Origin of the sequence: Blastomonas sp. CCH9-A1 (assembly GCF_001557175.1) — a bacterium.
GTDB lineage: Bacteria > Pseudomonadota > Alphaproteobacteria > Sphingomonadales > Sphingomonadaceae > Blastomonas > Blastomonas delafieldii_A.
In genome coordinates this window covers 91,243-116,263 of sequence record NZ_LSHM01000023.1, presented here as the reverse complement: position 1 = coordinate 116,263, position 25,021 = coordinate 91,243, and the positions used below count along the sequence as shown (strand labels likewise).

The following is a 25,021-nucleotide window of genomic DNA, read 5'->3' as shown; positions in this document are numbered from 1 at the left end:
CCGCGTGGACAATTTCACCCACAGCCTTGCCGGATGGGCGCTGGGCCAAGCAGGGCTCAAGCGGCTCACGGGGCTCGCGGTGCCGACGCTGATCATCGGGGCCAATTTGCCCGATATCGATGCGGTGCTGAGCGTGCTCGGCACCCAGTCGCTGGCGCTGCGACGCGGCGTGACGCATGGGCCGATTGCGCTGCTGCTGCTGCCTATCTTGCTCACGGTGGCAATGGTCTGGTTCGACCGCTGGCAGGTGCGGCGGCGCAAGCGCCCGCAGAGTCGCCTGCCGGTGCGACCAGGCTCGCTACTGCTGCTCGCCTATATTGGCACGCTGTCGCATCCGGCGCTCGATTATCTCAACAATTACGGCATCCGCCTGCTTGAGCCCTTCGCGCCGCGCTGGTTTTTTGGCGATACCTTGTTCATTGTCGATGCCGTGCTGTGGACGATCCTGCCGCTCGGCATCTGGCTGTCGCGCAAATGGGAGGCTGCGGGGCGGCCGGGCTGGGAACGGCCCGCGCAGGCGGTGCTGGTTCTGGCCTTGCTCTACATCACGGGCAACTATGCACTCTCGAGCCATGCCGAGGCGCAGGTGGCGCAGAGGCTGGAGACCGAACGCGGCATCAGCCCCGATCTGGTGATCGCCAATGCGGTGCCCGTGCTGTTCTGGCAGCGCGCGATGCTGTGGCGCGGCGATGCGATGATCGGGCGCGGGGCCTATGACGCTCTGGGTACCCCAGCACTGACGCTGCAGCCGGGCAGCGCGGCGACCAACATGGCCAGTCCCTGGGTCGCGCGCGCCGCCGCACAAAATGCTGATGCGCGGGCCTTTTTGTTCTGGGCGCGGATGCCATATGCACGGCTGACCGACATATCGGGGGGCAAAAGGGTGGTTCTGCGCGACGCGCGCTTCGACAGTTCACCGATTGCCGACCGATTCACGGTCACAGTCGATGTGAAGGACAATCCATGACCCGCCCCGTGATCGTCTGGCTGCGCCGAGACCTGCGCCTTGCCGACCAGCCCGCTTTCGCCGCCGCCGCCAAGGCCGGGCCCGTGATCCCGATCTATGTGCTCGATGACGAGACGCCGAAACACCGCAAGATGGGCGGCGCATCGCGCTGGTGGCTGCACCACAGCCTTGCGTCGCTGGCGGCCGATCTCGAGAAAATCGGCTCGCGGCTGATCCTGAAGCGCGGTGTCGCGGCCGATGTGCTGGCAAAGCTGGCGAAAGAGACCGATGCCGCCGCGATCCGCTGCCTGCGCCATTACGAGCCCTGGTGGCGCAATGCCGAGCGCGCACTCAAGGACAAGCTGCCTGAGGGCTGCACGCTCGAATGCCATCACGGCAATTACCTGATGCCGCCCGGATCGGTCACGACGGGCAGCGGCCAGCCCTACAAGATCTACACGCCCTTCTGGCGCGCGCTGGCGCAGCACATGCCGCCGCCCGCGCCGGTGCCGGCTCCGAAGAGGCTCGATGCGCCGGAAAACTGGCCCGAGAGCGACACGCTTGGCGACTGGGCGCTGCTGCCGACCAAGCCTGACTGGGCCAAGGGTTTTGCGGAGGAATGGACGCCGGGCGAGGCGGGCGCAGCGGAGCGGCTCGAGCAGTTTCTGGACCGCGCCCGGCACTATGATGAGCAGCGCAACCTGCCTTCGGTCGAAGGCACCTCGCGCCTGTCGCCGCATCTGCATTTCGGCGAGATTTCGCCTGCGACTATCTGGCATGCGACGATGGAGGCAGGCGGCTCGGTCGAGACCTTCCTCAAGGAACTGGTCTGGCGCGATTATGCGCAGAACGTGATCCTGCAATATCCCGATTATGCCAAGGCCAATGCCCGCGACGGTTTCGACAAGTTCCCCTGGCGCGACCCGGCGGACAAGGACGTAGCGGCAGATATCCGTGCCTGGCAGCAGGGCCGCACCGGCTATCCGCTGGTCGATGCCGGGATGCGCCAGCTCTGGGCGACCGGCTGGATGCACAACCGCGTCCGCATGGTCACCGCCTCGTTCCTGATCAAGCATCTGCTGGTCGACTGGCGCGAGGGCGAAAAGTGGTTCTGGGACACGCTGGTCGATTCCGATTACGGCTCCAACGCCACCAACTGGCAATGGACCTCGGGCACCGGTGTCGATTCGAACATGTTCGTGCGGATCATGGCGCCACTCACCCAGTCGGAGAAGTTCGATGCGGCCGGCTATATTCGGCAATGGGTGCCTGAACTGGCCGGTCTGTCGGACAAGGCGATCCACGATCCCGAGGCGGCGGGCAAATATGTGAAGGGCTATCCCAGGAAGCTGATCGGGCATAAGGAAGCCAGGGAACGGGCGCTGGCCGCCCATGCAAAGATAAAATCGTGAGAGGAGAGAAGGTTATGCGGGTCTGGACGAGTTTTGCAGCAGCCTGTGCGCTGGCCATCGGCGCGGGTGGCGTCGCGATTGCAAAAGATGAGGCGGCACCGGCGGTCAAGTCGATCACCCAGATGAGCCCGGCTGAACTCGAAAAGGTCCGCACCGCCGGCGCGCAGATCCTTTTCTGGTCCGATGCGCAGCGCGCAGCGAACTTCCGCGCCATGGAGGCGCAGTTCCCCGGCACTACGGCGCAGCACGGCACCCCGCGTGCGTTGCCCAAGGGTGAACCGCTCGCCATTACCGATGCCGAGGTCGAAGCCTTCATGGCCGCGCAGAATGTCGCGGGCCTGATGGTGATCCAGGACGGCAAGGTGCGGCTCGAGAAATACGGGCTGGGGATGAAGCCCGAGGACCGCTGGACCAGCTTCTCGGTCGCCAAGTCGTTCACCTCGACGCTGGTCGGGGCGGCGGTGAAGGATGGTTTCATCGCCTCGATCGACGATCCGGTGACCAAATATGTGCCTGAACTCAAGGGCAGCGGCTATGACGGCGTTACGGTCAAGCAGATCCTGACCATGACCTCGGGCGTCAAGTGGAACGAGGATTATACCGACCCGAACAGCGACGTTGTGAAGATGCTCTCCGTGCCCGTGGGCCCTGGAGAGGACCCCAATACCGCTTACCTCAAGACTTTGCCGCGCGAGGCCGAGCCCGGAACCAAATGGGTTTACAAGACGGGTGAAACCAACCTCATTGGCGTGATCGTCCAGCGTGCGACGGGCAAGACGCTGACCGAATATGCGCAGGAGAAGATCGTCAAGCCGGCGGGCTTCGAGGGCGACCTGTTCTGGATGGTCGATTCCGCCGGGCAGAATGTCGGCGGCTGCTGCCTCTCGATCCGGCTGGCCGATTATGCCCGCATGGGACTGTTCGCGCTCGAAGGCGGCAAAGGCCAGGTGCCCGATGGCTGGTTTGCCGAGGCGGGCAAGGAACAGGCGCCGATCGGCCTGCCGGGCTTCGGCTATGGCTATCAGTGGTGGACCTATCCGGGCGGCGCCTGGGGCGGGCAGGGCATTTTCGGCCAAGCGATCCTGATCGTTCCGCAGAAGAACCTGGTCGTTGCGGTGGTGAGCAACTGGCCCAAGGCGAGCGGCGGCGATCTGCGCGTACCGCAACTGCAATTCTTCCAGAAGCTCGCCATGGCGGCGAATTGAGGACCGCTTGATGACCGATGACAGCCGCCTCCATGCCGAACTCCAGTCTGCGGGCATCGCCTTCGACCAGGTCGAGCATGAGGCGGTGTTCACCGTGCTCGAAAGCAGTGCGATCGAGCGCGCCATCCCCGGAGCGCACACCAAGAACCTGTTCCTCAAGGACACCAGCGGCCAGTTTTATCTGGTCACCGTGCTCGCGGAAAAGCAGGTAGATCTGGGCGCGCTCCGGCATCTGGTGGGGGCAGGGCGGTTCAGCTTCGGCTCGGGCGACGAGATGGTCGAACTGCTCGGCATCACGCCCGGATCGGTGACGCCGCTCGCCGCGTTCAACGACAAGGCGGGCAAGGTACAGCTGGTGCTCGACGAGGTGCTGGCGGCGCAGCCGCGCGTCAATGTCCATCCGCTGCGCAATACCGCGACGCTCGGGCTGTCGGGCCTCGATCTGGTGCGGCTGCTGGTGCGCTGGCGGCATGCACCGCTGATCGTTCCGGTGCCGAACAAGGCACCGGCGGCCGAGCCGTCACAAAATTGATGGTGGGCGCGGACGCATGCATGCGATAACGCTATCGGAATGACCCAGGTCGCAGCCCGCCCGCTGATCGACGGCTTTGCCCGCCGCATCAGCTATGTCCGCCTGTCGGTAACCGACCGGTGCGATCTGCGCTGCGCCTATTGCATGCCCGAACGCATGCAGTTTCTGCCCAAGGCGGAGGTGCTCAGCCTCGAGGAACTGCACCGGCTATCGCTTGCTTTCATCGAGCGCGGCGTGTGCAAGATCCGGCTGACCGGGGGCGAGCCGCTGGTGCGGCGCGACGTGATGACGCTGGTGCAACGGCTGGGACGCGAGATCGGCCACGGTCTCGACGAGCTGACGCTGACCACCAACGGCACCCAGCTTGCCGAACATGCCGCCGCTTTGGCCGATGCAGGGGTGCGGCGGATCAACGTGTCGCTCGACACGCTCGACCGCGCGCTGTTCGCGCGTCTCACGCGGCGCGATGCGTTGGACAAGGTGCTTGCCGGTATCGACGCCGCGGACCGGGCGGGGCTGAAGATAAAGATCAACGCGGTCGCGCTCAAGGGGCTCAACGAGCACGAGCTTCCTGCGCTGATCGGCTGGGCGCATGGCAAAGGCCATGACGTGACGCTGATCGAGGTGATGCCGCTGGGCGAGGTCGAGGAAGACCGGTTCGACCATTATCTGCCCTTGCCGCAGGTGCGCGACACACTCGAGCAGCGGTGGACGCTGACGCCCAGCGACCACAGGACCGGCGGCCCGGCGCGTTATTTCGACATTGCCGAAACCGGCGGGCGGCTCGGCCTGATCACGCCGCTGACCAACAATTTTTGTGCCGGATGCAACCGGGTGCGGGTCACCGCAACCGGTCAGATCTACATGTGCCTCGGCCAGAACGACCGCGTCGATCTGCGTGCGGCGATGCGCGGGCCGGACAGCGATGCGGCGCTCGACGCGGCGCTCACGCGCGCGATCCGTGCCAAGCCCGAGCGGCATGATTTCCATATCGATGCCCCAGGCGCCGCACCCGCGCTTGCCCGGCACATGTCGACCACCGGCGGCTGAGCGCACCATGGCGAAACTGCTGTTTTTCGGGCGGCTGGGTGATCTGGCGGGAGGGATTGAGCGGTCAATCACGCTGTCCGAGCCGCACAGCGTGGCCGCGCTGATCGGCGTGCTGGAGGCGGGCGACAGGCTGCTCGGCAGCGCGCTGCTGGAAGACCGGCTGCGCTATGCGCTGAACGGCACGATCGTCGATCGCGATGCGATGGTCGCGGATGGCGACGAGCTCGCCTTTCTGCCGCCGGTCAGCGGAGGTTGAGATGCTCAGGCGCGTCACGATCGCCGCTGCACCATTCGATCCCGAGACGGACATCGCCGCGTTCCGCAAGGCGTTGAACCATTCCGGCGCGATCGTCACCTTTACCGGGCAGGTGCGCGCCTCGAGCGGCGATGGCAGCGTGACGACGCTCAGCCTGCAGCATTATCCGGGCATGACCGAGCGCGGCATCGACGCGATGCTCGATCAGGTTGCCGAGCGGTGGCCGCTCGAGGCGGTGCTGGTAATTCACCGGGTTGGCGACATGCAACCGCACGACCCGATCGTACTCGTCGCGACGGCAAGCGCACATCGGCGCGCCGCATTCGAGGCGGCGGATTTTCTGATGGATTATCTGAAGAGCCGCGCGCTGTTCTGGAAGAGCGAGACAGGCGCAAACGGCAAGGTCTGGATCGAGCCGCGCGACGAGGACTATGCCGATGCCGCGCGCTGGGATCGGGAAGCGTCGGGCGGGCGCTGATCGTACAGCAGTCCCGCCCGAGCTTTGATCAGTTGACCGCAGCAGGAACCTGAAGGTTCGGCACCTTGCCGTCAGCCGCCTGCTGCGCAAACAGGTCGCGCATGTTCTGCAGCGAGAACAGGTGCGCATAGATCAGCGGCAGCGCGCCGTTCTGGTTCATCTTGCGCAGTTCGTCACCGCGCAGCTCGCGCAGCTTTTCCTCGTTCACCATCTGGAAGCCCTGATAGACGAAAGGCTGGGCCAGCGTCGGGTGCTCGATCTTCAGCTCGCCGTCCATCAGCAGGTCGTGCTTCTTGAGCTCTTCCATGAAAAAGGCGGTGCCCTGAACCGCGCGCTCGAAATCCTCACAGAACTGCAGGATGTTCTTGGTGGTCTGGCTCGGCTGATCGCCGTCGAAAAGGGCTTCGCCTTCCTCGAACTCGCCCAGCGCCTCGCAGGTCGGGTCGAAGCACAGCGAGAGTTCCTGCGAATCCGGACGCAGGCGTGCGAGCATGAACGGATAGCGACGGACATAGGCCGGCACATAGGCGGGCCGGCGATACTTGCCGTCGTCATCGAGGAACACGTTGACGCCCTCGTTCATGCCCATCAGCGCCAGCGGAACCGGGTCCGGACCTGCCGAGAAGATGATCGGATAATGGCGCTGCGCCTGGCTGAATTCCTCGGCCGTCAGCGGGATCGCGTGCTGGTTCTTCAGGAAATGCGCGCCTTCCAGCGTCCGCGAGCGGAACTTTGCATGGTCCTGGGAATTGAGCGGCACCAGGTCGTTGAAAAGGACCGGCAGGTTGGTGGCTTGCGGCGCACTGGCCATGAAATATTCTCCGCTGACATTGGATTTTTTCGGTAAAACCGGATGCAGCGCCTTAAGTTGCTGGCAAGCCCGGCGCAAGAGGGACTGCGGTCAGTGCGGCATCAAAGCGGCACGAGTTTGCCCGGGTTCATGATATGCCTGGGGTCGAATGCTTGCTTGATCGCGCGCAGCGCCATCAGCCGCGCAGAATCGCCCAGCCGCCCCAGTTCGTCCCGCTTCATCTGCCCGATGCCGTGCTCGGCCGAGATCGAGCCGCCCGCCGCGACAACAAGATCGTGCACGAAGCCGCTGATTTCCTTGCCCGGATGCTCCGGCCAGGTCGCCCGGTCCGAACCTTTGGGCGCGGCCACATGGAAGTGGACATTGCCATCGCCCATATGTCCGAAGGCCGCGACTTCGGTGCCCGGGAAGCGCTTTTCGACTTCAGCGCCTGCCTCGATGATGAACCTCGCCATGTCTGCGACCGGAACGCTGATATCGTGCTGCATCGCCGGGCCCTCGGCTCGCTCGGCCTCGGAAATCGAATCGCGAAGCTTCCAGAATGCCTCGGCCTGCGATTCGCTCGACGAGATCGCCGCGTCCTGCACCAGGTCGCGCTCGAAGGCTTCGGCCATCAGCGCTTCGGCCAGCTCCTGCGGCGGCGGTGCTGCGACATTGTCGCGCGCGAATTCGATCAGCACATGCCAGGGATGCGTGGATCCGAGCGGAGCGCGTGTGCCGGGAATGTGATGCAGCACATTGGCGAGGCAACGCTGGGGGACGATCTCGAAACCCTCCATCTCGCGGCCCGCGCGCGCCTCAAGCATCACCAGCAGTTCGCGCGCAGCGAGCGGCGACTTTACCCCGGCCCAAACCACGGCGCGGTCGATCAACGCGGGGACCAGCTTCAGCGTCGCGGCAGTGACGATGCCGAGCGTGCCTTCGGCACCGACGAGCAAATGCCGGATGTCGTACCCGCGATTGTCCTTCTTGAGCGTGGCGAGGCCGTTATAGATCGAGCCATCGGGAAGTACCGCCTCCAGCCCCTCGACCAGCGACCGCATCGTCCCGTGGCGTAGCACCTGCGTGCCGCCGGCATTGGTCGAAACGAGGCCACCGATGGTGGCGGAGCCCTTGCCCCCCAGCGTCAGCGGGAATCGCAGCCCCTTTGCGGCGACCGCCTCGTGCAGCGTCTGCAGCACCACGCCTGCCTCTGCGACCACCGTGCGCGCGGCAGAGTCGATGGCGCGGATCGCGTTCATCCGCCGCGTGCTGAGCAGCAGGGCGCTGCCACCGGAATCGGGCGTTGCGCCGCCGACCATACCGCTATTGCCGCCCTGGGGCACGATCGGCGTCCCGGTCTCGCTCGCCAGGCGGACAATCTCGGCGAGTTCCTGAGTATTGGCGGGAGCGACCATCGCCATCGCTGCGCCGTGATAGCGCCCGCGCCAGTCGGTCAGCCAGGGGGCCAGGTCCTGCGCATCGGTGGTGAGTCCTTTCGGGCCAAGCAGCGCGGCAAGCCGATCGGTCAGTTCGGGGCGTTCAAGGGTGTCGGTCATGGCCCGCCTGATACACCTGCTGCCTCGTGCCGACAATTGGCTGGGATGCCATGGCACCGGTGGCAAAAATGACACAGCCCGCGACAAAACGAGGGGTGAGCGAGGCTGAACGGCATCGTTAATCCACCGTTCAATCGCCCGGGCTAACCCGGGCTGCAGGGGCTAAACGGGTCTGGAGGTTCGCCGCGCGCGGCCATGGCATATGTCGAATCCTTGCTGGGGTTGCTGTTGCTGAGTTCGCTGCCATTGGCAGACGAGCGGCGCAGTCCCGTGGGCGACACGGAGCCCGTCGTTCCGGCGCAGCTGGGCGAGATGCTCGATCCGCGGCCCGATGTCGTGGCACAGGTCCGCATCGAGCAGCGGATCATCATCCGCGTTCCGCGCCAGTCGCTCTCGCGCTCTTCGCTGATGGCCGACATTGCACCGCCCCGCCGCGCGCCGAGGCCCGAGCCGCCGAAGTTCGAACGGCGCAAGGTCGGCAAGTGCCTGGCGATGCGCGATGTCTCGGGCGTGCGGGTGATCAACGACGACATGCTGGTGCTGTTCATGCGCGACCAGCGGATGATCGAGGCCGAGCTGGAGAAATCGTGCAGCGCACGCGAATTCTATCAGGGCTTTTACATGGAACGCAGCGGCGATGGCCGGCTGTGCGTCGATCGCGATTTGCTGCAGGCGCGGTCGGGCAGCAAGTGCGAGGTCAACAAGCTGCGGCAGTTGGTCCCTGAGGATTGATTTCGCCCCGTGATTCCGGCGCAGCAAGGTTGACTTTCGGGCGATGTTTGCGCATGGCGCCTGCGTGGCCGATGGCCCGGCATGAATGGCGTGACGACAACTGACGCGCCGCTGCCCTTATTTCGGATATTCTATGATATTTGCCGATCTCGGCCTTTCCGACAAGTTGATCCAGGCCGTAACCGATTCCGGCTATACCACCCCCACGCCCATTCAGGCGCAGGCCATCCCCCCGGTTCTGATGATGCGCGACCTGATCGGCATCGCGCAGACGGGGACGGGCAAGACGGCGAGCTTCGTGCTGCCGATGATCGACATCCTGGCCGAGGGCCGCAGCCGCGCCCGCATGCCGCGCTCGCTCATTCTTGAGCCGACGCGCGAACTCGCCGCGCAGGTCGCCGAGAATTTCGAGAAATACGGCAAGTATCACAAGCTCTCGATGGCGCTGCTGATCGGCGGCGTGTCGATGGGCGATCAGGTCAAGGCGCTGGAAAAGGGCGTCGATGTGCTGATCGCGACCCCGGGCCGCCTGATGGACCTGTACGATCGCGGCAACATCCTGCTCACCGGCTGCAACCTGCTGGTGATCGACGAGGCCGACCGGATGCTCGACATGGGCTTCATTCCGGACATCGAGACGATCTGCACGCGGCTGCCCGCGCAGCGTCAGACCTTGCTGTTCTCCGCGACCATGCCGCCGCCGATCAAGAAGCTGGCGGACAAGTTCCTGACCAACCCCAAGTCGATCGAGGTCGCGCGCACCGGCAGCGCCAATGCGTCGATCGAGCAGGGCAAGGTGCGCGTCTCGTCGCGGCGCAAGCGCGACACGCTGTTCAATATGCTCGATGCCGGCGTGCAGACCGCGATCATCTTCTGCAACCGCAAGACGACGGTGCGCGATCTCAACAAGGCGCTGCGCCAGGGCGGGTTCGACAGTGGCGAGATCCATGGCGACATGGAACAGAGCGCGCGCCTCGCCGAGCTGGAAAAGTTCAAGAACGGCACGATCAACATCCTGGTCGCATCGGACGTCGCCGCGCGCGGCCTCGACATCAAGGGCGTGAGCCATGTGTTCAACTATGACGCGCCCTGGCATCCGGACGATTATGTCCACCGCATCGGCCGCACGGGCCGCGCGGGCGCGACCGGCAAGGCCTTCACCTTCATCACCGAAGACGATGCCGAGGCGCTCGCCAATATCGAGAAGCTGATCGGCACGACCATTCCCGAAGTGGTGGTCGAGGGCGTCGAGGCACCCGCGCAGGATGACAATCCGCGCGACAAGCCCGCCAAGGGACGTGCGCCCCGCAAGAGCGAGGAACGCAAGCCCGCAGAACGCAAGGCGCGCGAGGAAAAACCGCGCGACGAGAAGCCGCGTGCGGGAAAGTCGCGCGACGATCGCCGCAAGCCTGCGCGGCCGCGCCGCGAGGAACGCGACGACGGACCCGATGACGGCTGGAATGGCCCGATGCCGGACTTTCTCTCGGTGGGCTTTGGCACGACCTGAGCGAATTCGCTCGAGAGTTTACGCGCCCGCGTCACCCTTGCGTGCCTTGTCGAGCAGGCCTGCGAGCGAGGCCGTCGCGCTACCGCGGCGTGCGGGCTTGGGCTGATCGGGCGAGGGCGCCCAGCCGCTGAGATACACGATCTCGAACCGCTCAGGCGTCTTGCCGTCGCCATCGGCGTCTTCGGCAAAGAGCTGCATCGCCGCGACAAGCCCAAGTTTTCCGATCGCCGGGCCTGAAGCGGCGAGCGTATTGGTCCAGCCATGCGCGCGAAGATCGGCAATCAGTGCAGGCAACGAGGAATAGCGCACCATCAGCGTATCACTGTCCGCCACCGGCATGGCAAAGCGGGCGCGCTGAAGCAGGTCGCCCGCCGCACGCACGTCGATCTGCGGATGAATGCGCGCGGCGACCCCGCGCCCGCCCGCCTCATCCGCAGAGAGCATCGCCGCCTTGAGCCGCGGGAGCGAGCCCGCGCCGATCATCGCAGCCATCATCAGCCCGTCGGGGCGCAGTGATCGGTTGATCTGGATGAGCGCGCCGGGAAGATCGTTGACGCTGTCGAGCGTGCCCAGCGCGATCACCAGATCGAAGCTCGCCGGTTCAAAGGGCAGCAGATCCTCGTCGCACTGCACGTCGCGCCCGATCGGCCCTGCCAGCGTCACGCGAATGCCCCGTGCGTCCAGGGCTGCCATCAGGCCGGGCGGGGCCATGCCCAGCACCAGCGCATCGTGAAAATCGCGCGTCACCCATGAGAGTCGCTCGACGATCTCGTCCGCCATATGCTCGGTAAGGAATGCACCGGTCTGCCGTGCCAGCCGTTCGCCGCGCGCCATCGCAAGCCGGCGGCGGTGCGGCGAGAAGAGCTGGCGGGGGGCGCTATCCTGGTTCATCGCGGCCTTGTGCCGATGCGCGCGCCGCGCGACAAGGGGGCATGTCGCTTGCCACCGCCCTGCGCCCGCTGGTCGATCTGGTGCTGCCCCCGCGCTGCCCCGGCTGCGGCGTGCTGGTCGAGGACGACCTGCAATTCTGCCCTGAGTGCTGGAATGCCCTGCGCTTCATCAGCGATCCCAGTTGCGCATCGTGCGGCAAGCCTTTCTCGGAAGGGCGCGATGCCGATCTGATCTGCGCCGAATGCCTGGCAAATCCACCGCTGCACGATGGCATCAAGGCGGCGGTGCTCTATGACGACCTGTCGCGCTCGATCGTGCTCAAGCTCAAGCATAGCGGCAAGATCGGCCTGGCGCGGCTGGTCGCGCGGCATCTGCAGCGGCATATCCCCGAAGACAAGGCCGATCTCGTGCTGATCCCGGTGCCATTGCACCGGTGGCGGCTGTGGCGTCGGGGGTTCAACCAGTCGATCCTGATCGCGCGCGAACTGGCGCGGCCGCATGGCCTGACGGTCGAGACCGATGTGCTGCGCCGCATTCGCGCCACGCCGCCGCTCAAGGGCATGACGCGCAAGCAGCGCGGACTGGCGGTGCGCGGGGTGTTCGATATCCCCAAGGACAGGCGCGAGCGCATCCGGGGCAGGCACGTGCTGCTGATCGATGATGTCTACACCACCGGCGCGACCTCGCGCGCATGCGTGCGGTTGCTCAAGCAGGCAGGCGCGGCCAGCGTGACCATCTTCTGCTGGGCGCGGGTGCTGCGCGAGGGCGACGAGGGCGCGGATATGTGACAGGCCCGTGGTCCGGCTGTTGCATTTCCGCGCAAAACGCCCAAATATCCGGGGCGGAGGACGCATTCATGGCCAAGGTCGAAATCTATACCAAATTTACCTGTCCCTATTGCTTCAGGGCGAAGTCGCTGCTGAGCAAGAAGGGCGTGGACTTCGACGAGACCGAAGTGTCGATGGGCGGCGAGCCCAAGGCCGAGATGATCCGCCGCGCCGGTGGGCGCGCCACCGTGCCGCAGATCTTCATCGACGGCCAGCATATCGGCGGATCGGACGATCTGGCCGCGCTCGACCGCGAGGGCAAGCTTGACCCGCTGCTGGGGCTGTGACCACGGACCGATTGCGATGAAGATTGCTGTGCTACAGATGACAGCAGGGATAGACCCTGCGGACAATGCGCGCACGCTGGTGCAGGCGGTGCGCGATGCGAAGGCGGGCGGCGCGGACATGCTGTTCACGCCCGAAATGTCGAACCTGATCGACCGCAACCGTGCGCGGGCGGGCGAGACGATCCGCGGCGAAGACGAGGATGTCGTGCTGGTCGCGGTCCGCGCTGCAGCAGCTGAACACCGGATCTGGGTGCATCTGGGATCGCTGGCGGTCAAGGGCGACGCCCCAGACGCCAAATGGCGCAACCGCGCGTTCGTGATTGCGCCCGATGGCAGCATCGCCGCGCGCTATGACAAGATCCACCTGTTCGATGTCGACCTCGCCTCGGGCGAGAGCTGGCGCGAATCCGCCGTTTATGAAGGCGGCGAGCAGGCGGTTGCGGTGCGGCTGCCCGAGGCGGTGCTGGGCCTTTCGATCTGCTACGATATCCGCTTTTCCGCGGTGTTTGCCGCTTTGAGCCGCGCCGGAGCCGACATCATCGCGGTCCCGGCGGCGTTCACCGTGCCGACCGGACAGGCGCACTGGCATGTGCTGCTGCGCGCGCGGGCGATCGAGAATGCGTGCTTCGTCGTCGCCGCAGCGCAGACCGGCGAGCACGAGGACGGCCGCAGCACCTATGGCCACAGCCTTGTCATCGATCCCTGGGGCGAGGTCCTCCTCGACATGGGCGAGGAGTCGGGCCTTGGCTTTGCTGAACTCGACCTGGCGCGCATCGCCGATGTGCGTGCGCGGGTGCCGGTGATCGCCAACCGCAGGCCGGTTGCCGAGGCCTTGCTGCCATGATCGTCTACGACCTCAAATGCGAGCACGATCATGTGTTCGAGGTCTGGTTCGCCTCGAGCCAGGCTTATGAGGACCAGCGCGCGCGCGGCCTCGTCGCCTGCGCGTTCTGCGGATCGACCGAGGTCGGCAAGGCGGTGATGGCGCCGAGGCTGAACGCCAAGGGCAATCAACGCGATGCCAGCCTGCCTGCGGTGATCGATGCTCCGAGCACGCCATCGCTCGTCAGCATCAGCAATGCGCCCGCTTCTGCGCCAGCCCCCGCCGAGATCGCCAAGCTGCAGGCGGTGCTGCACGCGCTGGCCCAGGCGCAGGCCAAGGCGCTCGAACAGTCGACCTGGGTGGGCAGGGACTTTGCCGACCGCGCGCGTGCGATGCATTATGGCGAGGAAGACCATGCGCCGATCCACGGCCAGGCCGATCCCGACGAGGCTGCTGCGCTGGTCGAGGAGGGCGTCGCCGTCGCGCCGCTGCCGTTCCCGGTCATCCCGCCCGACGCCAAGAACTGACGCGAATATCGTTCGAAACCGGCGCTGCCGAAACGATTGCCTTGCCGCCCCCGCTTGGCTAAACCGCAGCGCAGTGCGCCCGTAGCTCAGCAGGATAGAGCATCAGATTCCTAATCTGGGGGCCACAGGTTCGAATCCTGTCGGGCGCGCCATTTTCGCATATGCCGCATCAGTCCGCCCGCCGCGCCAGCTCCTTCGCCGCATAGGCGACCGGGTCTTCGACATCTGCCGGTATCAGGATATCGGGGGCGATGCCGTGCGGGTCGACCGGATCGCCCGGCAGCCGCAGCGAGCGGGTCGTGGCCCAGCGGAGCTCGAACCGGCCCGAGGGGGCAGGCATGCCCATCATCTCGCCATAATCGATCACGCCGGCGGAATTCTCCTGCCCCATCAGCACGACCTTGCGGCTCTGCCGCGCGTCCATGATGAAATTCTCGGCCGAGCATCCGGCGCGGTCGATGAGCACCGCGATGCGTGCCGGATTGGGCAGCACCTGGTCCAACCGGACAATCTCCACCGCCGGTTCGCGCGGCAGGAAAACCTGGCTGGCCGATTGCATCCGCTGGCTCTCGCTCGCCAGCAGGCGTGCCGCTTCGGGCGAGGCGCTTTCCAGCGTACGTGCCGTTTCGCCGCGCAGCCGGGCATTGTCGGCGCTGACGCGCAGTTCGACGCCAATCCGCCAGATCGGGCGGGTGTAGAGATAGGGCAGCACCGGATCATAGGTGAAGTCGGACCCACCGCCATTGCCGCGAACATCGATGATGAGTTGCGGTGTCCGCTCCAGCTCCGCGGCATTGTCCGCGATCAGCTTGCGGATCGCATCGAGATGGCTGGCATGAAACGAGGGGAGCCGAAGATTCAGGGTGGCGTCGTCGATCCGCTCGAGCAGGAACGCGTCGCCCGGCCATCGGCGCTCTGCTGCCTTCTGCGCTTCAGGGGTCGCCTGCACGCGCCGCCACTGGCCGAGCTCGTCCACGTCCAGGACATCGCCGTTGCTGCGAAGGCGTGCCTGCAGCGCAACCTCGGTTCGGTCGCCGGCACCATAGAGCAGGGCATAACTGCCATCGGCAGCACGCGTCAGCACCGCCTTGACCTCGCCGGGGGTCCAGGTCTCGGCCGCAGTGGACAGGATGACGGCGTCGAATATCTGCGCCGAGCGGTCACGCCGCAGCACGGCCAGACGATAGCGATCATCGATCAGCCACAGCCCCTCTACCGGATCGGCCGCTGTGCCCAAGGCGTTCAGCCTGGCGAGCGCGGTCTTTTCGTCGAGCGCGCGCCGCCGCGTTTTCCATGGCGGCGTCTCTGGCGCTGAGGCCCATTGCAACTGAAGATGACCATCATCGAACCAGGCGAGCCATTGTTTCAGACTCTGGCGAAAGTCGGCCTCGTCGCCTGATGCGACCTGCGCCCGGAGACGCGCCGTCAATGCATCGAGTTCGGCCTTGCGTTCGCCCTCGGTCTTGGTGGGCCAGCCCGAGTAGTTGCGCTCGATCGCTGCCGTCAGCCAGTCGAAATCGGCGAGATTGGCCGAGGGTGTTGCAGCCTCGAGGCGGCCGCCGGCAAGCGCCATCAGCCCCAGAAGGAGCAACAGGCGAAACAGGAAGGGGCGCAGGCGGCGGTGGAGAAGGGGGAGTGCGGTGATCATCGTCGTCCATCATCCGGATAGCGGTTTTGTATCACTGCAGCGCCGATCGCGTGTCAACCTGGGCGCGGGAGCGAGGTTCAGCCCGGAAGGGCAGCGTTTTTCGCCAACCGGCAACCGCCCGGCGACAACACGCTTCGTGTGCCGCCGCCCCTTGCCGTGCCGACACCATACCCGAGCAACAGCCAAGGCGCCTCGAAACGGTGCTGGCGGCACAGCCCGGCGATCCTGTCCGTTAACCCATATTCCCCGCCTCCGAGCGTACCGTAGTTATACCGTATTTAGGGTTTTGTTTACGACACAAGCACTTATTCGACCCCATAGTTTAATGGGGATTGGGCCATGGACACGGCATCGGCAAATCAGGACAGGCTTTCTTTCTTCGGTATCGATAGTAAGGACTATAAAAGCTTTCCGCGCATACTGAAACTCCTGCAGAAGCACGCGCCGGAAGCGCTCGCCGATTTTTACGAAAAGATCGCCGCAACGCCCGAGGTCGCCAAGTTCTTCAAGTCGAAACAGAACATGGACCATGCTCGCGACAAGCAGCTTAACCATTGGGTTCAACTTTTCTCGAACGAGATCGGCGAGAACTATTTCGGAAAGGCCGAGCAGATCGGCAGCGTGCACGCCAAGATCGGACTTGCGCCGACCTGGTATATCGGCGGCTATGCCATGGTGCTCGAACAGCTGATCCATGAGGCGGTCGCCAGTTCGCCGCTGGCACGGCTGGCGGGCAACAATATGGGCAAGGTGATCGGTACGCTGGTCAAATGCGCCCTGCTCGACATGGATATTGCCCTTTCCAGCTACTTCCGTGCGGAGGAAGCCCAGCGCCTGGCCGTCATCTCCCAAGTCGGCCAGGCGCTGGAATCGCTCGCGAAAGGCGATTTCACCGTCCGTCTCGAAGGACTGCCGCCCGCCTTTGCCAAGGTGGAGCAGGATTTCGACTTCATGCGCACCCGGATCAGCGAAACGCTGACCCAGGTCTCGCAGACCGCAGAGAGCATCAACACCGGCTCGATCGAGATCAGCCAGGCATCGGACGACCTGTCTTCACGCACCGAGCAGCAGGCGGCCTCGCTGGAGCAGACCGCCGCGGCAATGGATCAGCTGACAGGGGGCGTGCGCGAAACCGCTGATGGCGCAGCGCATGTCAACCGTTCGGTGGCCGAAGCGCATTCGGACGCGACGCGCGGCGGTGCGGTCGTCAAGGAAGCGGTCGCGGCGATGGACGATATCGAGCGGTCCGCGCAGGAAATCGCCAAGATCATCAACGTGATCGATGGCATTGCCTTCCAGACCAACCTGCTGGCCTTGAACGCAGGGGTCGAAGCTGCACGCGCGGGCGATGCAGGCAAGGGCTTTGCCGTGGTCGCCAACGAGGTGCGCGCGCTGGCGCAGCGCTCGGCCGATGCCGCCAAGCATATCAAGGAGCTGATCAGCGAGAGCTCGCGTCAGGTCAATCGCGGGGTGGAGCTGGTCGGTCAGTCGGGCGAGGCGCTCGACAGCATCGTCGGCAAGGTGGCCGAGATTGCCAGCCTCGCCGCAAACATTTCCGAGCTTGCCGCCGCACAGTCGAACAGTCTGCAGCAGGTGAACACTGCGGTCAGCGAGATGGACAAGATGACGCAGCAGAATGCCGCGATGGTCGAGGAATCGACCGCCGCTGCGCGCAGCCTGGCAACCGAGGCCGATCAGCTGACCGGGCTTGTCTCGCGCTTCTCGCTGGAGGGCGGCCCCGTCGCGCGGGGATCGACGGTGCGTGAAATGCCCCGGCATGCCATATCGCGCCGTCCCGCCAGACCCGCTGCTCGAACCATGACGCAGGGCAATCTCGCCATGGCCATCACCACCGATCCCTCCGAGGACTGGTCGGAATTCTAAGGGGCCGATGGCAGGGGCACATGCACCATGCGTCATCCCATGTCGCCAACGGCGCCCAGCCGATGTGCCGATAGCGCTATCGGCACCGGCCCTTGCAGATCGCGGAGCCTTGAAAACGGCGTGCCGAAGACCGGCTTTCGCTGGAACGGTGCCATGGTCGCAATCGCAGCCTCTACCGGCGGGGTGGAGGCGATCCAGCGGATCGTGACAGGCTTCCCAGCCGATTGTCCCCCGACGCTGATCGTCCAGCACATGCCCTGCGGCATAACCCCGCTGTTCGCCGATCGGCTGGACCGGCACAGCCTGCCGCACGTCGTCGAGGCGCTGGACGGCATGCCGATCAGGCAGGGCATGGTCTGCATTGCACCGGGCGGTGCGCAGCATCTCGTCGTGGAGCATGCCTCGCCGCTGCGCTGTCGGCTGCTCGATGCGCCCCCGGTCAACGGGCATCGACCCTCGGCTGATTGCATGTTCGAATCACTGACCCACCGGCCTGCAGGCAAGGTGGTCGCGGTCGTGCTGACCGGCATGGGCGATGATGGCGCGCAGGGGCTTTTAAAACTTCGTAACCTCGGCATGCGCACAATCGCTCAGGACGAGTCCAGCGCGCTGGTCTTCGGGATGCCCAAGGTTGCAGCCGAATGCGGAGCGGCCGAACAGATCCTACCATTGGACAGGATCGCGGAGAGGATATTGGAGCTATGCCAATGCTGAACACGGCTGGGAATGCCCCGATGACGATCCGCCGTAATGTGCTCCAGGGCGAGTTCGAGGTCTCGCGCGACCCCGATGTGGTGCTGACCACCGTGCTCGGGAGCTGCATCGCCTGCTGCCTGCACGATCCGGTGGCCAAGATCGGCGGCATGAACCATTTCCTGCTCGCCTCGCCGCCGAGCTCTCGATCGGGCCTGGGCGACGATGCGCGGCGCTATGGCCTGTATGCCATGGAACTGCTGGTCAACGAGATGATCAAGCTCGGGGCTGTCAGGGCGACCATGCGTGCGCACCTTTATGGGGGTGCCAACATGCACAGCGGGATGCGCGCGATAGGCACCGAGAACACCCGCTTTGCCGAGGAATTTCTGCGGGCGGATGGCATCGAGCTGGTGCGTTCGGACACCGGCGGAGTGCAGGCTCGGCGGCTCGATCTGCAGCCTGCAACCGGCCGGGTGCGCTGCCGGTCCGTGCAGGGCGATGTCCCGCAGGCGCCCGTAGCGCGGGTCCCGGTCACCACCGGCGATGTCGAACTGTTCTGATGGAGGAGGGGGTAGGATGACCAAGGCGATACTCACCGTGGATGACAGCCCGAGCCTGAGAATGGTGTTGCGCGAGGCGCTGACCGGAGCCGGCCACAAGGTCGTGGAAGCCGAGGACGGGCTCGCCGCGCTCGAATGGCTCGAGACCCATCAGCCGCAACTGGTCATTACCGATATCACCATGCCCCGGCTCGATGGCCTGGCGCTGATCGAGCAGCTCAGAAGCCGCGAGACCATGCGCGATCTTCCCATCCTGGTGCTCACCACCGAAAGCGCTCCCGCCAGCAAGGCGCGGGCACGGGCAGCAGGAGCCACCGGGTGGATCGCCAAGCCGTTCGATCCGGAAAAGCTCAACTCGGCCATCCGCCGTGTGATCCATTGAGGCAGAAGCCGATGCAGATACAGCTCATCACGTTCGAGATTGATGCCAAGATGCTCGCCGTCGACATTATGGCTGTTCGCGAAATCCGCGCCTGGACGCCGACCACGCCGATCCCCAATGCTCCACCGTTCGTCCGCGGCGTGGTGAACCTGCGCGGGTTGGTCCTTCCGGTGATCGACCTGTCTGAACGGCTCGGCTGGGGCAGGGTCGAGCCCAACGAGCGTAACGTGATCATCGTCGTCGAAATTGCAGGACAGATGACCGGGCTCATCGTCGGCAGCGTCAACGATATCGTCACGGTCGACGATTCGGAAATCCAGCCGCCGCCGAACATGGGCGGACCCGATACCGAAAACATGCTGGAGGGGCTCGCGAGCGTGGAAGACCGCATGGCCATGATCCTGAAGCTCGGATACATGGGCGCAGGGGCCGATATGGCCGCGGTTCTGGAGGCTGCGTAAGGCTGGATCGGGAGGGATGGCTCAACGATGATGACGTCCAAGCACCAACGCGCAGAGGTCCGCCAAGCGGAGCGCATGCTGCACGATATTTGGCCGAAAGGGGCCGCAGCATGAGCAGGGCGGCACTCTCGCACAAGCTGCGGTTGCAGATCGCGGACTAGCTCGATTGCGCCCGGCAAGAGATCGAACGATTGGGCGAACTGCTGTGCAGCGACCCTGCGCTGGTTGCCGCACATATGAACAGCCTTCAGGCGCTCGACATGATCGGCCAGCAACAGCTTGCGCTTGCTGCCGTGCTGCGCGCCGAGGATCCGCAGTCGGCGATCGCCCATACCCCGCTGGAACAGTTGCGCGAACGCTTGGAACAGGCGCTCGATTAACCATTGGTCAACCATCTTTGGTAAGGGTGAACAGCGTGTACACGCCGAATATCCTTATCGTCGAGGACGATGACGCCTTGCGGGGCGAGCTTGTCGAGCTGCTCAAGGCGCTCGGCGCGATAGCCATCGGCGTGCCCGACGGTGCACAGGCGATGCATGCCTGGAAGCTGCAGCCGTTCGATCTGGTGCTGTGCGACTACAAGCTGCGCGCCGAAAGCGGGCTCGACGTGCTCAGGGCGCTGGGCGATCTGGCCAATGCCCCTGCGGCCGACCATTGCTATCTGATGACCGCGCATGTCGATCTGACGGCGGCGGCGCAGCGCGATATCGCATCAATCACCACAGGCCTTCTGCACAAGCCGATTGATGCCAAGACGCTGCGCCGGATCGTTGCCGATGCAGCGGAGGCAGGCCGATGCTGAGCGTCAACTATCCCCAGGGCTTTCGTGTCGTGCTGCCCTATCTGTGGCCGATGGCGCTGCTGGCGCTTGCCGCCGCTACCGGGCTTTCGGCGATCCGTCTGGTCGCCGCGCCGGGGTTCGAATTCTATCTCGGCCCGCTTTTCTACCTCCTCGCCTATCGCTGGTTCGGATAGAAAGCGGGCCAGGTCACGGCAATCGCCACCATGCTTCCTTCACTTTGGTGGTGGGGGCATCCGATGTCGGTGCTGCTGGCCATCGGGCATGTCCTGGCGATAGACCGCTTTTCCGGCGAGGATCGCAGTCTTTCGACGGTCACGTTTTTCTATCAGCTCCTGGTCGGCGCGATCGCCAGCCTCATCTGGCTGACTTTTCCGCAACCGCTGTCGCCCGAGATCGTGCTGGATATCGCAGTGCGCCGCATCCTGTGCGAAACGTTGCTCGCCGCCTGCGCTGACCTGGTTCTGCTCGCGGTGCTGGTCGACACGACGCGTGGCCGTGTTCGGCGGGTCCGCAAACTGGGTCTTCAGCAATCGATCGAGGCGCTCGTTTCGATAGCGGTGGCCGGCGCAGCGATGCTGTTTCTGCTGGGCGAACTAAACCATGTGAATGAGCGACTGGAACTGCATCATCAGGATGTCGTTTCCGCCGTCCACGCCTTGCCCTATCGCAACGCGTTGCAATCCGGCAGGACCTATTGGTTGAGCATGCACGGCGTCGATACTCCCATGCCCTTCATGAAGGTTGCGTCGAGTGCGATGGGGCAGGCTGGCCCTGGCCTTGGGTGCCATGTATTCGACGATGGCCGCGGCGATGGCACCGGACGGCAGTCGCTGCGCTATTGGCTCGACATGTGCTATGCAGTCCCGCTTGGCGCAGGCGAGATGGCGCTCGTTTCACCGCGTGGGCATGTCATCGATCTGTATCGCGATGTCCTGAACGGCATCTCGCCGCTCATGGCGTATCTGGGCCTCGCCCAGATCGGGCTGCTGATGTTCGGCGCGTCGGTGCGTCGCTCCTCGCGCGTGCTCAGCCAGGCGCTGCTCGTCTTTGGCCGAAGCTATGTCACCACGCGCCCAACCGCGCCGTTTCGCGAAGCCGATCGGTTGGTTGGCGCGTTCATCGCCGCCAATAACGAGTTCGTGGCGTTCGAACGTCAGCGCGTGCACCTGATGCGAACGGTCGAGGAGCTCAGATCGGCGATCGATCTCAGGCTGCTCAGCGATATCCGGTTCGACGCCCAGCGCGGAGAATTGCGTTACGCGAAGATCGATCCCAAGTCGGGACGGCGCAGCGCCAGCCTGGCTGTGCACTCCGGCGACAGTGCGCATTTCCAGTCGCTCGCGGGGCAGGGCGAGATCATGGTCGAATTTCGCCGCGGGCGGGACCAGGATGATCAATGGTATCTGCTGATCGCACGCGATTACGATCAGGAGAGCGACAGCTGGCGTTATGGCTGTCTCATCCGCTTGCGCACCGCCAAGGCGTTTCAGACGCAGATGCGCCACAGCGCACGCCTGATGGAATTGGGCGGCATGGCCTCTGCGCTGAGCCATGAACTGCGCCAGCCGCTGTTCACCATCTCGCTGGCGGCGGAAAACGCCCAGTTGCTGATGCAGAGCGGCCAGATCGATCCTGAACGCATGGCGGCCAAGCTGGGGCGGATCGTCGAACAGGTCGAACGGGCCAACGCCATCATCCAGCGCACCTCGTCCTATGCCAGAACCGAGCGGGACGAGCGGGTCGACATGGATATCTGCCAGGCGGTCCGGAATGCCGTTCGATTCATGCGCCCTGTAATGACCGAGCGTGATATCGACCTGCAGATCGTGATTCCGGATGCGCTGCCCCTGATGTCGCTGCCGCGGATCGGGATCGAACAGATTATCGTCAACGCCCTGCAGAACGCTGCCGACTCGATCGATACGCGGCGCGAGAATGAAGAGGATGCGTCGATCATGGGCGCGGTCAGGGTGCAGGTGGAGCAGCTTGACCAGACCATCGTGCTCAAGGTGCAGGACAACGGCGCCGGGCTTGACCCCAGCATCCGCAGCAATGCCTTCAATGCGTTCTGCACCACCAAGCCCGAAGGCAAGGGGACGGGATTGGGATTGTTCGTCTGTCGGCAGATCATGGACGAGGTTGGCGGATCGATCGCGATTGCCGATAATGCGCAGGCGCCGGGGGCCACGCTGACCCTGCGCTTTCCCCTGGCCAAAGGAGGTTGAACGATGGACATGCGCGAAGCACGCCACGTTTACATTGTCGATGACGATGCCGAGGTGCGCGCAGAACTGAGTGAAGCGCTGGAATTGCGGGGATTTGTCGTCCAGGCTTTCGACAGCGGCGATGGATTTGTTGCGCAGCAGGCCGAGCTGACACCGGGCTGCGTGGTGCTCGACCTCAACATGCCGGGCCTGGGCGGCATGGACGTGCAGCAGGCCCTGGTCGATCGCGGCAGTCCGCACAAGATCGTGATGCTGACCGGGGCCGGATCTGTCTCCACGGCGGTGCGTGCGATCCACGCTGGGGCGATAGACTTGCTCGAAAAGCCTTTCCATGTCGACGATCTCGTCAGGTCGATCGGCAGCGCGGTCAACCGTCAGTTGCAGGAAGTCCAGCAGGACAGCCGACGCCGCCAGGCCGAGGAGCTGATCGGGCGGCTGTCCGATCGCGAGCGCGATGTGCTGTGCGGGATGGTGCTGGGGCTGGCGAACAAGATCATTGCCTATCGGCTCAACCTGTCGCCACGCACGGTCGAAGCCTATCGCGCGCAGCTGATGAGCAAGCTGGGCGTGCGCAGTCTGGCCGAAGCGGTGCAAATCGCAATGGAGGCGGGGCTGGAGCCGCGCGGCGCGATCCTCCGCACGCATCCGGAAGCCTGAATCACCTGCGCCGATAACAGATCAGCAGGCGATATCGCGGCGGACAAAATCGGTCGCCAGCGCCTCGGTCAGCGCCGGGGCGATCAGGAAGCCCTGGATGCTGTCGCATTCGAGCCGTCTGAGCAGCCGGGCCTGCGCAGCCTGCTCGACCCCCTCCGCGACCACTTTCAGCCCCAGCCGGTGCGCCAGATCGATGACGCTTTCCACGATCACGCGGTCCTTGCCATCGACGCAGATCGATTCGATGAAGCTGCGGTCGATCTTGACATGGTTGATCGGCAGCTGGCGCAAATGGGTGAGCGAGGCGAACCCGGTGCCGAAATCATCAAAGGCAATCTCGACCCCCAGCGCATTGAGCCGGTCGACTGCGTCGCGCACCGCTCTGGCGCCGCGATCGAGCAACATGCCTTCGGTAATCTCGATGCACAGCTGCTCGCCGCTGATCCGGCCGCTTTCGACCGCATCGGCGATCCTGTCGACAAAGGCGCGCGCGCGAAAATCGCCGAGCGTCGCGTTGATCGCGATCCACTGGAACGGAACGCCCTCCGCCTTCCACCGGTCGATCTGACCGAGCACCTCGGTGAGCACGAAATTGCCGATCTCCGCGGCGATCTGCTCGTCTTCGAACACCTCTCCGAAGGTGGCGGGCGTGTGAATGCCTCCATCCGCGCGTCGCCAGCGCAGCAGCGCCTCGAACGCCATCGGCTGACCACCGGCCAGATTGACGATCGGCTGGTAGAGGATGAACAGCTCATTGCGTTCCATGGCATGCGTGATCGCAGTGCGCAGGCCGGCGCGCTGGTCGGCCGCCTCGCGGTAGGAGGGCTTGAATCGGCGCGCGCAGCCCCGCCCGGATTGCTTGGCCGCATAGAGCGCAAGGTCGGCGCTCTTCAGCAGGCTCGCAGCGTCCTTTCCGTCGCGCGGAAACAGCGCTGCGCCGATGCTGGCATGGATGGTGCAGTCATCCATCTCTGCGACTGGCTTGCGCCGCAGTGCGGCGAGAACGCCGTCGAGCCGCTGCTGGAGGTGCGTGCCATCCTCCTCGTGCAGGATGACGGCGAATTCGTCGCCGCCAAGCCGGCCGATGGCATCGCATTCGCCCAGTTCTGCACGCAGAGCCTGACCAACCGCGATCAGCAACTGGTCTCCGGCATGGTGCCCGGCGCTGTCGTTGATGTCCTTGAAATGATCGATATCCAGGATCGCGGTGGCGAACGGTGTTCCCTTGCATGTCGCCGTGACCATGAGCTCCAGGAAGCGGCGGCGGTTGGCCAGCCGGGTCAGCGGATCGATATTGGCCAGCCGCCAGAGCCGCTGCTCTGCCTCCTTCTGCGGCGTGACGTCGAAACGGATCGCGGTATAGCCCGACCGGTCGCGATGCGGGACGATGGTGGTATCTACCCAGTAGAGCCGCCCACACTTGGCGCGGTTGCAGATCACATCGTGCCAGACATTGCCGCGCGATATGGTGCGGTAAAGGTTCTGGAAAAAGGCGCGGTCATGCGCCCCGGAGGCAAGGATGCGATGGTTCGCACCGATGAGCTCGGCCTCGGAATAGCCGCTCAGTTCGCAGAACTTGGCATTGACCGATGTGATCCTTCCCGCCCGGTCGGTGACGGCGACGATCGCGGCAGCGTCGAGCGCCTCGCGCTGGAAATTGGCGAGATCGGCAAGCTCCTGGAGCTGCCCGCTCTGCAACAGGCTGCGGCTTTGCAGGATAGCCAGTTCACGGTCGAGCCGCTGGCCTTCCGCCTCGCTAACGGGGCTGGTCCCGTTCCGAAATTCGCTCGCATCCCTTTGAACCGACATAGAATTTTCCTGCATCTTGCTCTGTCGAGTCAGCGCTTGGCCGCTTAACAAAGGGTGAAATACAGGGTTTCTACG

At 64.8% G+C, this 25,021-nt stretch carries 28 protein-coding genes and 1 tRNA gene; 24 read left to right on the top strand and 5 right to left on the bottom strand.

What is annotated here, in order from left to right; translation table 11 throughout:
- Positions 1-4 precede the first annotated feature (4 nt).
- Genes AX725_RS06785 through AX725_RS06755 form a run of 7 tightly spaced genes read left to right on the top strand, consistent with a single transcriptional unit; the run spans position 5 to position 5,879 of the window.
- Complete coding sequence (locus AX725_RS06785; protein WP_060977835.1) at positions 5-967, top strand: metal-dependent hydrolase; 963 nt, start codon at positions 5-7, stop codon at positions 965-967.
- Entirely contained in the window at positions 964-2,358 is a 1,395-nt protein-coding gene (locus AX725_RS06780) for a cryptochrome/photolyase family protein (protein WP_060977834.1), read from the top strand. Before AX725_RS06785 ends, AX725_RS06780 begins: the two co-directional genes overlap by 4 nt.
- Positions 2,359-2,372: 14 nt before the next feature.
- Positions 2,373-3,563, top strand: coding sequence for a serine hydrolase domain-containing protein (locus tag AX725_RS06775; protein WP_099046484.1), 1,191 nt, complete (start codon positions 2,373-2,375; stop codon positions 3,561-3,563).
- A 10-nt stretch (positions 3,564-3,573) separates the two neighbouring features.
- The gene (locus AX725_RS06770) at positions 3,574-4,095 is read left to right on the top strand and encodes a prolyl-tRNA synthetase associated domain-containing protein (RefSeq protein WP_060977833.1); all 522 of its coding nucleotides are present in this window, start codon (positions 3,574-3,576) and stop codon (positions 4,093-4,095) included.
- A 39-nt stretch (positions 4,096-4,134) separates the two neighbouring features.
- Positions 4,135-5,145 (top strand): GTP 3',8-cyclase MoaA, encoded by a 1,011-nt coding sequence (moaA, locus tag AX725_RS06765; RefSeq protein WP_060977832.1) that lies wholly within the window; start codon positions 4,135-4,137, stop codon positions 5,143-5,145.
- 7 nt (positions 5,146-5,152) lie between these two features.
- On the top strand, positions 5,153-5,401 hold the full coding sequence (locus AX725_RS06760) for a MoaD/ThiS family protein (protein ID WP_060977831.1): 249 nt from the start codon (positions 5,153-5,155) through the stop codon (positions 5,399-5,401).
- 1 nt (position 5,402) lies between these two features.
- The gene (locus AX725_RS06755) at positions 5,403-5,879 is read left to right on the top strand and encodes a molybdenum cofactor biosynthesis protein MoaE (protein ID WP_060977830.1); all 477 of its coding nucleotides are present in this window, start codon (positions 5,403-5,405) and stop codon (positions 5,877-5,879) included.
- A gap of 28 nt (positions 5,880-5,907) precedes the next feature.
- Here the strand turns inward: AX725_RS06755 and AX725_RS06750 are convergent, their stop codons facing one another.
- A complete protein-coding gene (locus tag AX725_RS06750) occupies positions 5,908-6,690 on the bottom strand; it encodes a SapC family protein (protein WP_060977829.1) in 783 nt (260 codons plus the stop codon).
- A 101-nt stretch (positions 6,691-6,791) separates the two neighbouring features.
- Positions 6,792-8,228 (bottom strand): FAD-binding oxidoreductase, encoded by a 1,437-nt coding sequence (locus AX725_RS06745; protein ID WP_060977828.1) that lies wholly within the window; start codon positions 8,226-8,228, stop codon positions 6,792-6,794.
- Positions 8,229-8,456: 228 nt separating this feature from the next.
- Between AX725_RS06745 and AX725_RS06740 the strand changes: the two genes are divergently transcribed.
- Entirely contained in the window at positions 8,457-8,960 is a 504-nt protein-coding gene (locus AX725_RS06740) for a hypothetical protein (RefSeq protein WP_156440435.1), read from the top strand.
- Between the two features lie 133 nt (positions 8,961-9,093).
- A complete protein-coding gene (locus tag AX725_RS06735) occupies positions 9,094-10,467 on the top strand; it encodes a DEAD/DEAH box helicase (protein ID WP_060979833.1) in 1,374 nt (457 codons plus the stop codon).
- An 18-nt stretch (positions 10,468-10,485) separates the two neighbouring features.
- On the opposite strand, the gene AX725_RS06730 is transcribed toward AX725_RS06735, so the two are convergent.
- Positions 10,486-11,358: a methyltransferase domain-containing protein gene (locus AX725_RS06730; RefSeq protein WP_060979832.1), complete on the bottom strand. Its 873-nt coding sequence runs from the start codon at positions 11,356-11,358 to the stop codon at positions 10,486-10,488.
- Positions 11,359-11,399: 41 nt separating this feature from the next.
- Here AX725_RS06730 and AX725_RS06725 point away from each other — a divergent pair, with 41 nt between their 5' ends.
- From AX725_RS06725 to AX725_RS06705, 5 genes are all read left to right on the top strand, one after another.
- Positions 11,400-12,146 carry a ComF family protein gene (locus AX725_RS06725; protein WP_060979831.1) on the top strand — a complete coding sequence of 249 codons (747 nt, stop codon included), beginning with the start codon at positions 11,400-11,402 and terminating at the stop codon, positions 12,144-12,146.
- A 68-nt stretch (positions 12,147-12,214) separates the two neighbouring features.
- Entirely contained in the window at positions 12,215-12,472 is a 258-nt protein-coding gene (gene grxC, locus AX725_RS06720) for a glutaredoxin 3 (RefSeq protein ID WP_060979830.1), read from the top strand.
- A 16-nt stretch (positions 12,473-12,488) separates the two neighbouring features.
- Positions 12,489-13,316 carry a carbon-nitrogen hydrolase family protein gene (locus tag AX725_RS06715; RefSeq protein ID WP_060979829.1) on the top strand — a complete coding sequence of 276 codons (828 nt, stop codon included), beginning with the start codon at positions 12,489-12,491 and terminating at the stop codon, positions 13,314-13,316.
- The gene (locus AX725_RS06710) at positions 13,313-13,822 is read left to right on the top strand and encodes a DUF1178 family protein (RefSeq protein WP_060979828.1); all 510 of its coding nucleotides are present in this window, start codon (positions 13,313-13,315) and stop codon (positions 13,820-13,822) included. The genes AX725_RS06715 and AX725_RS06710 overlap by 4 nt, the downstream gene beginning before the upstream one ends.
- A gap of 75 nt (positions 13,823-13,897) precedes the next feature.
- Positions 13,898-13,974 (top strand) — tRNA-Arg (locus AX725_RS06705).
- Positions 13,975-13,991: 17 nt separating this feature from the next.
- Here the strand turns inward: AX725_RS06705 and AX725_RS06700 are convergent.
- Complete coding sequence (locus AX725_RS06700; RefSeq protein ID WP_066119075.1) at positions 13,992-15,470, bottom strand: S41 family peptidase; 1,479 nt, start codon at positions 15,468-15,470, stop codon at positions 13,992-13,994.
- Between the two features lie 339 nt (positions 15,471-15,809).
- Between AX725_RS06700 and AX725_RS06695 the strand changes: the two genes are divergently transcribed.
- The 10 genes from AX725_RS06695 (at position 15,810) to AX725_RS06650 (ending at position 23,137) form a co-directional block, all read left to right on the top strand.
- Complete coding sequence (locus AX725_RS06695) at positions 15,810-17,354, top strand: globin-coupled sensor protein (protein ID WP_060979826.1); 1,545 nt, start codon at positions 15,810-15,812, stop codon at positions 17,352-17,354.
- 153 nt (positions 17,355-17,507) lie between these two features.
- On the top strand, positions 17,508-18,068 hold the full coding sequence (locus tag AX725_RS06690) for a CheB methylesterase domain-containing protein (protein ID WP_060979825.1): 561 nt from the start codon (positions 17,508-17,510) through the stop codon (positions 18,066-18,068).
- A gap of 20 nt (positions 18,069-18,088) precedes the next feature.
- Entirely contained in the window at positions 18,089-18,610 is a 522-nt protein-coding gene (locus AX725_RS06685) for a chemotaxis protein CheD (RefSeq protein WP_197418003.1), read from the top strand.
- A gap of 16 nt (positions 18,611-18,626) precedes the next feature.
- A complete protein-coding gene (locus AX725_RS06680) occupies positions 18,627-18,992 on the top strand; it encodes a response regulator (RefSeq protein ID WP_060979823.1) in 366 nt (121 codons plus the stop codon).
- Between the two features lie 11 nt (positions 18,993-19,003).
- A complete protein-coding gene (locus AX725_RS06675; protein ID WP_060979822.1) occupies positions 19,004-19,453 on the top strand; it encodes a chemotaxis protein CheW in 450 nt (149 codons plus the stop codon).
- 191 nt (positions 19,454-19,644) lie between these two features.
- On the top strand, positions 19,645-19,833 hold the full coding sequence (locus tag AX725_RS21245) for a hypothetical protein (protein ID WP_066114454.1): 189 nt from the start codon (positions 19,645-19,647) through the stop codon (positions 19,831-19,833).
- Positions 19,834-19,868: 35 nt separating this feature from the next.
- On the top strand, positions 19,869-20,255 hold the full coding sequence (locus AX725_RS21240; protein WP_157759182.1) for a response regulator: 387 nt from the start codon (positions 19,869-19,871) through the stop codon (positions 20,253-20,255).
- Positions 20,249-20,428, top strand: a complete 180-nt coding sequence (locus AX725_RS06660) for a hypothetical protein (RefSeq protein WP_066114456.1) — start codon at positions 20,249-20,251, stop codon at positions 20,426-20,428. The genes AX725_RS21240 and AX725_RS06660 overlap by 7 nt, the downstream gene beginning before the upstream one ends.
- A gap of 63 nt (positions 20,429-20,491) precedes the next feature.
- A complete protein-coding gene (locus AX725_RS06655; protein ID WP_066114458.1) occupies positions 20,492-22,480 on the top strand; it encodes a sensor histidine kinase in 1,989 nt (662 codons plus the stop codon).
- A 3-nt stretch (positions 22,481-22,483) separates the two neighbouring features.
- Positions 22,484-23,137 carry a response regulator transcription factor gene (locus AX725_RS06650; RefSeq protein ID WP_066114464.1) on the top strand — a complete coding sequence of 218 codons (654 nt, stop codon included), beginning with the start codon at positions 22,484-22,486 and terminating at the stop codon, positions 23,135-23,137.
- Positions 23,138-23,158: 21 nt separating this feature from the next.
- Here AX725_RS06650 and AX725_RS06645 read toward each other — a convergent pair whose 3' ends face one another.
- Positions 23,159-24,946, bottom strand: coding sequence for a putative bifunctional diguanylate cyclase/phosphodiesterase (locus AX725_RS06645; RefSeq protein WP_066117621.1), 1,788 nt, complete (start codon positions 24,944-24,946; stop codon positions 23,159-23,161).
- Positions 24,947-25,021: the final 75 nt, after the last annotated feature.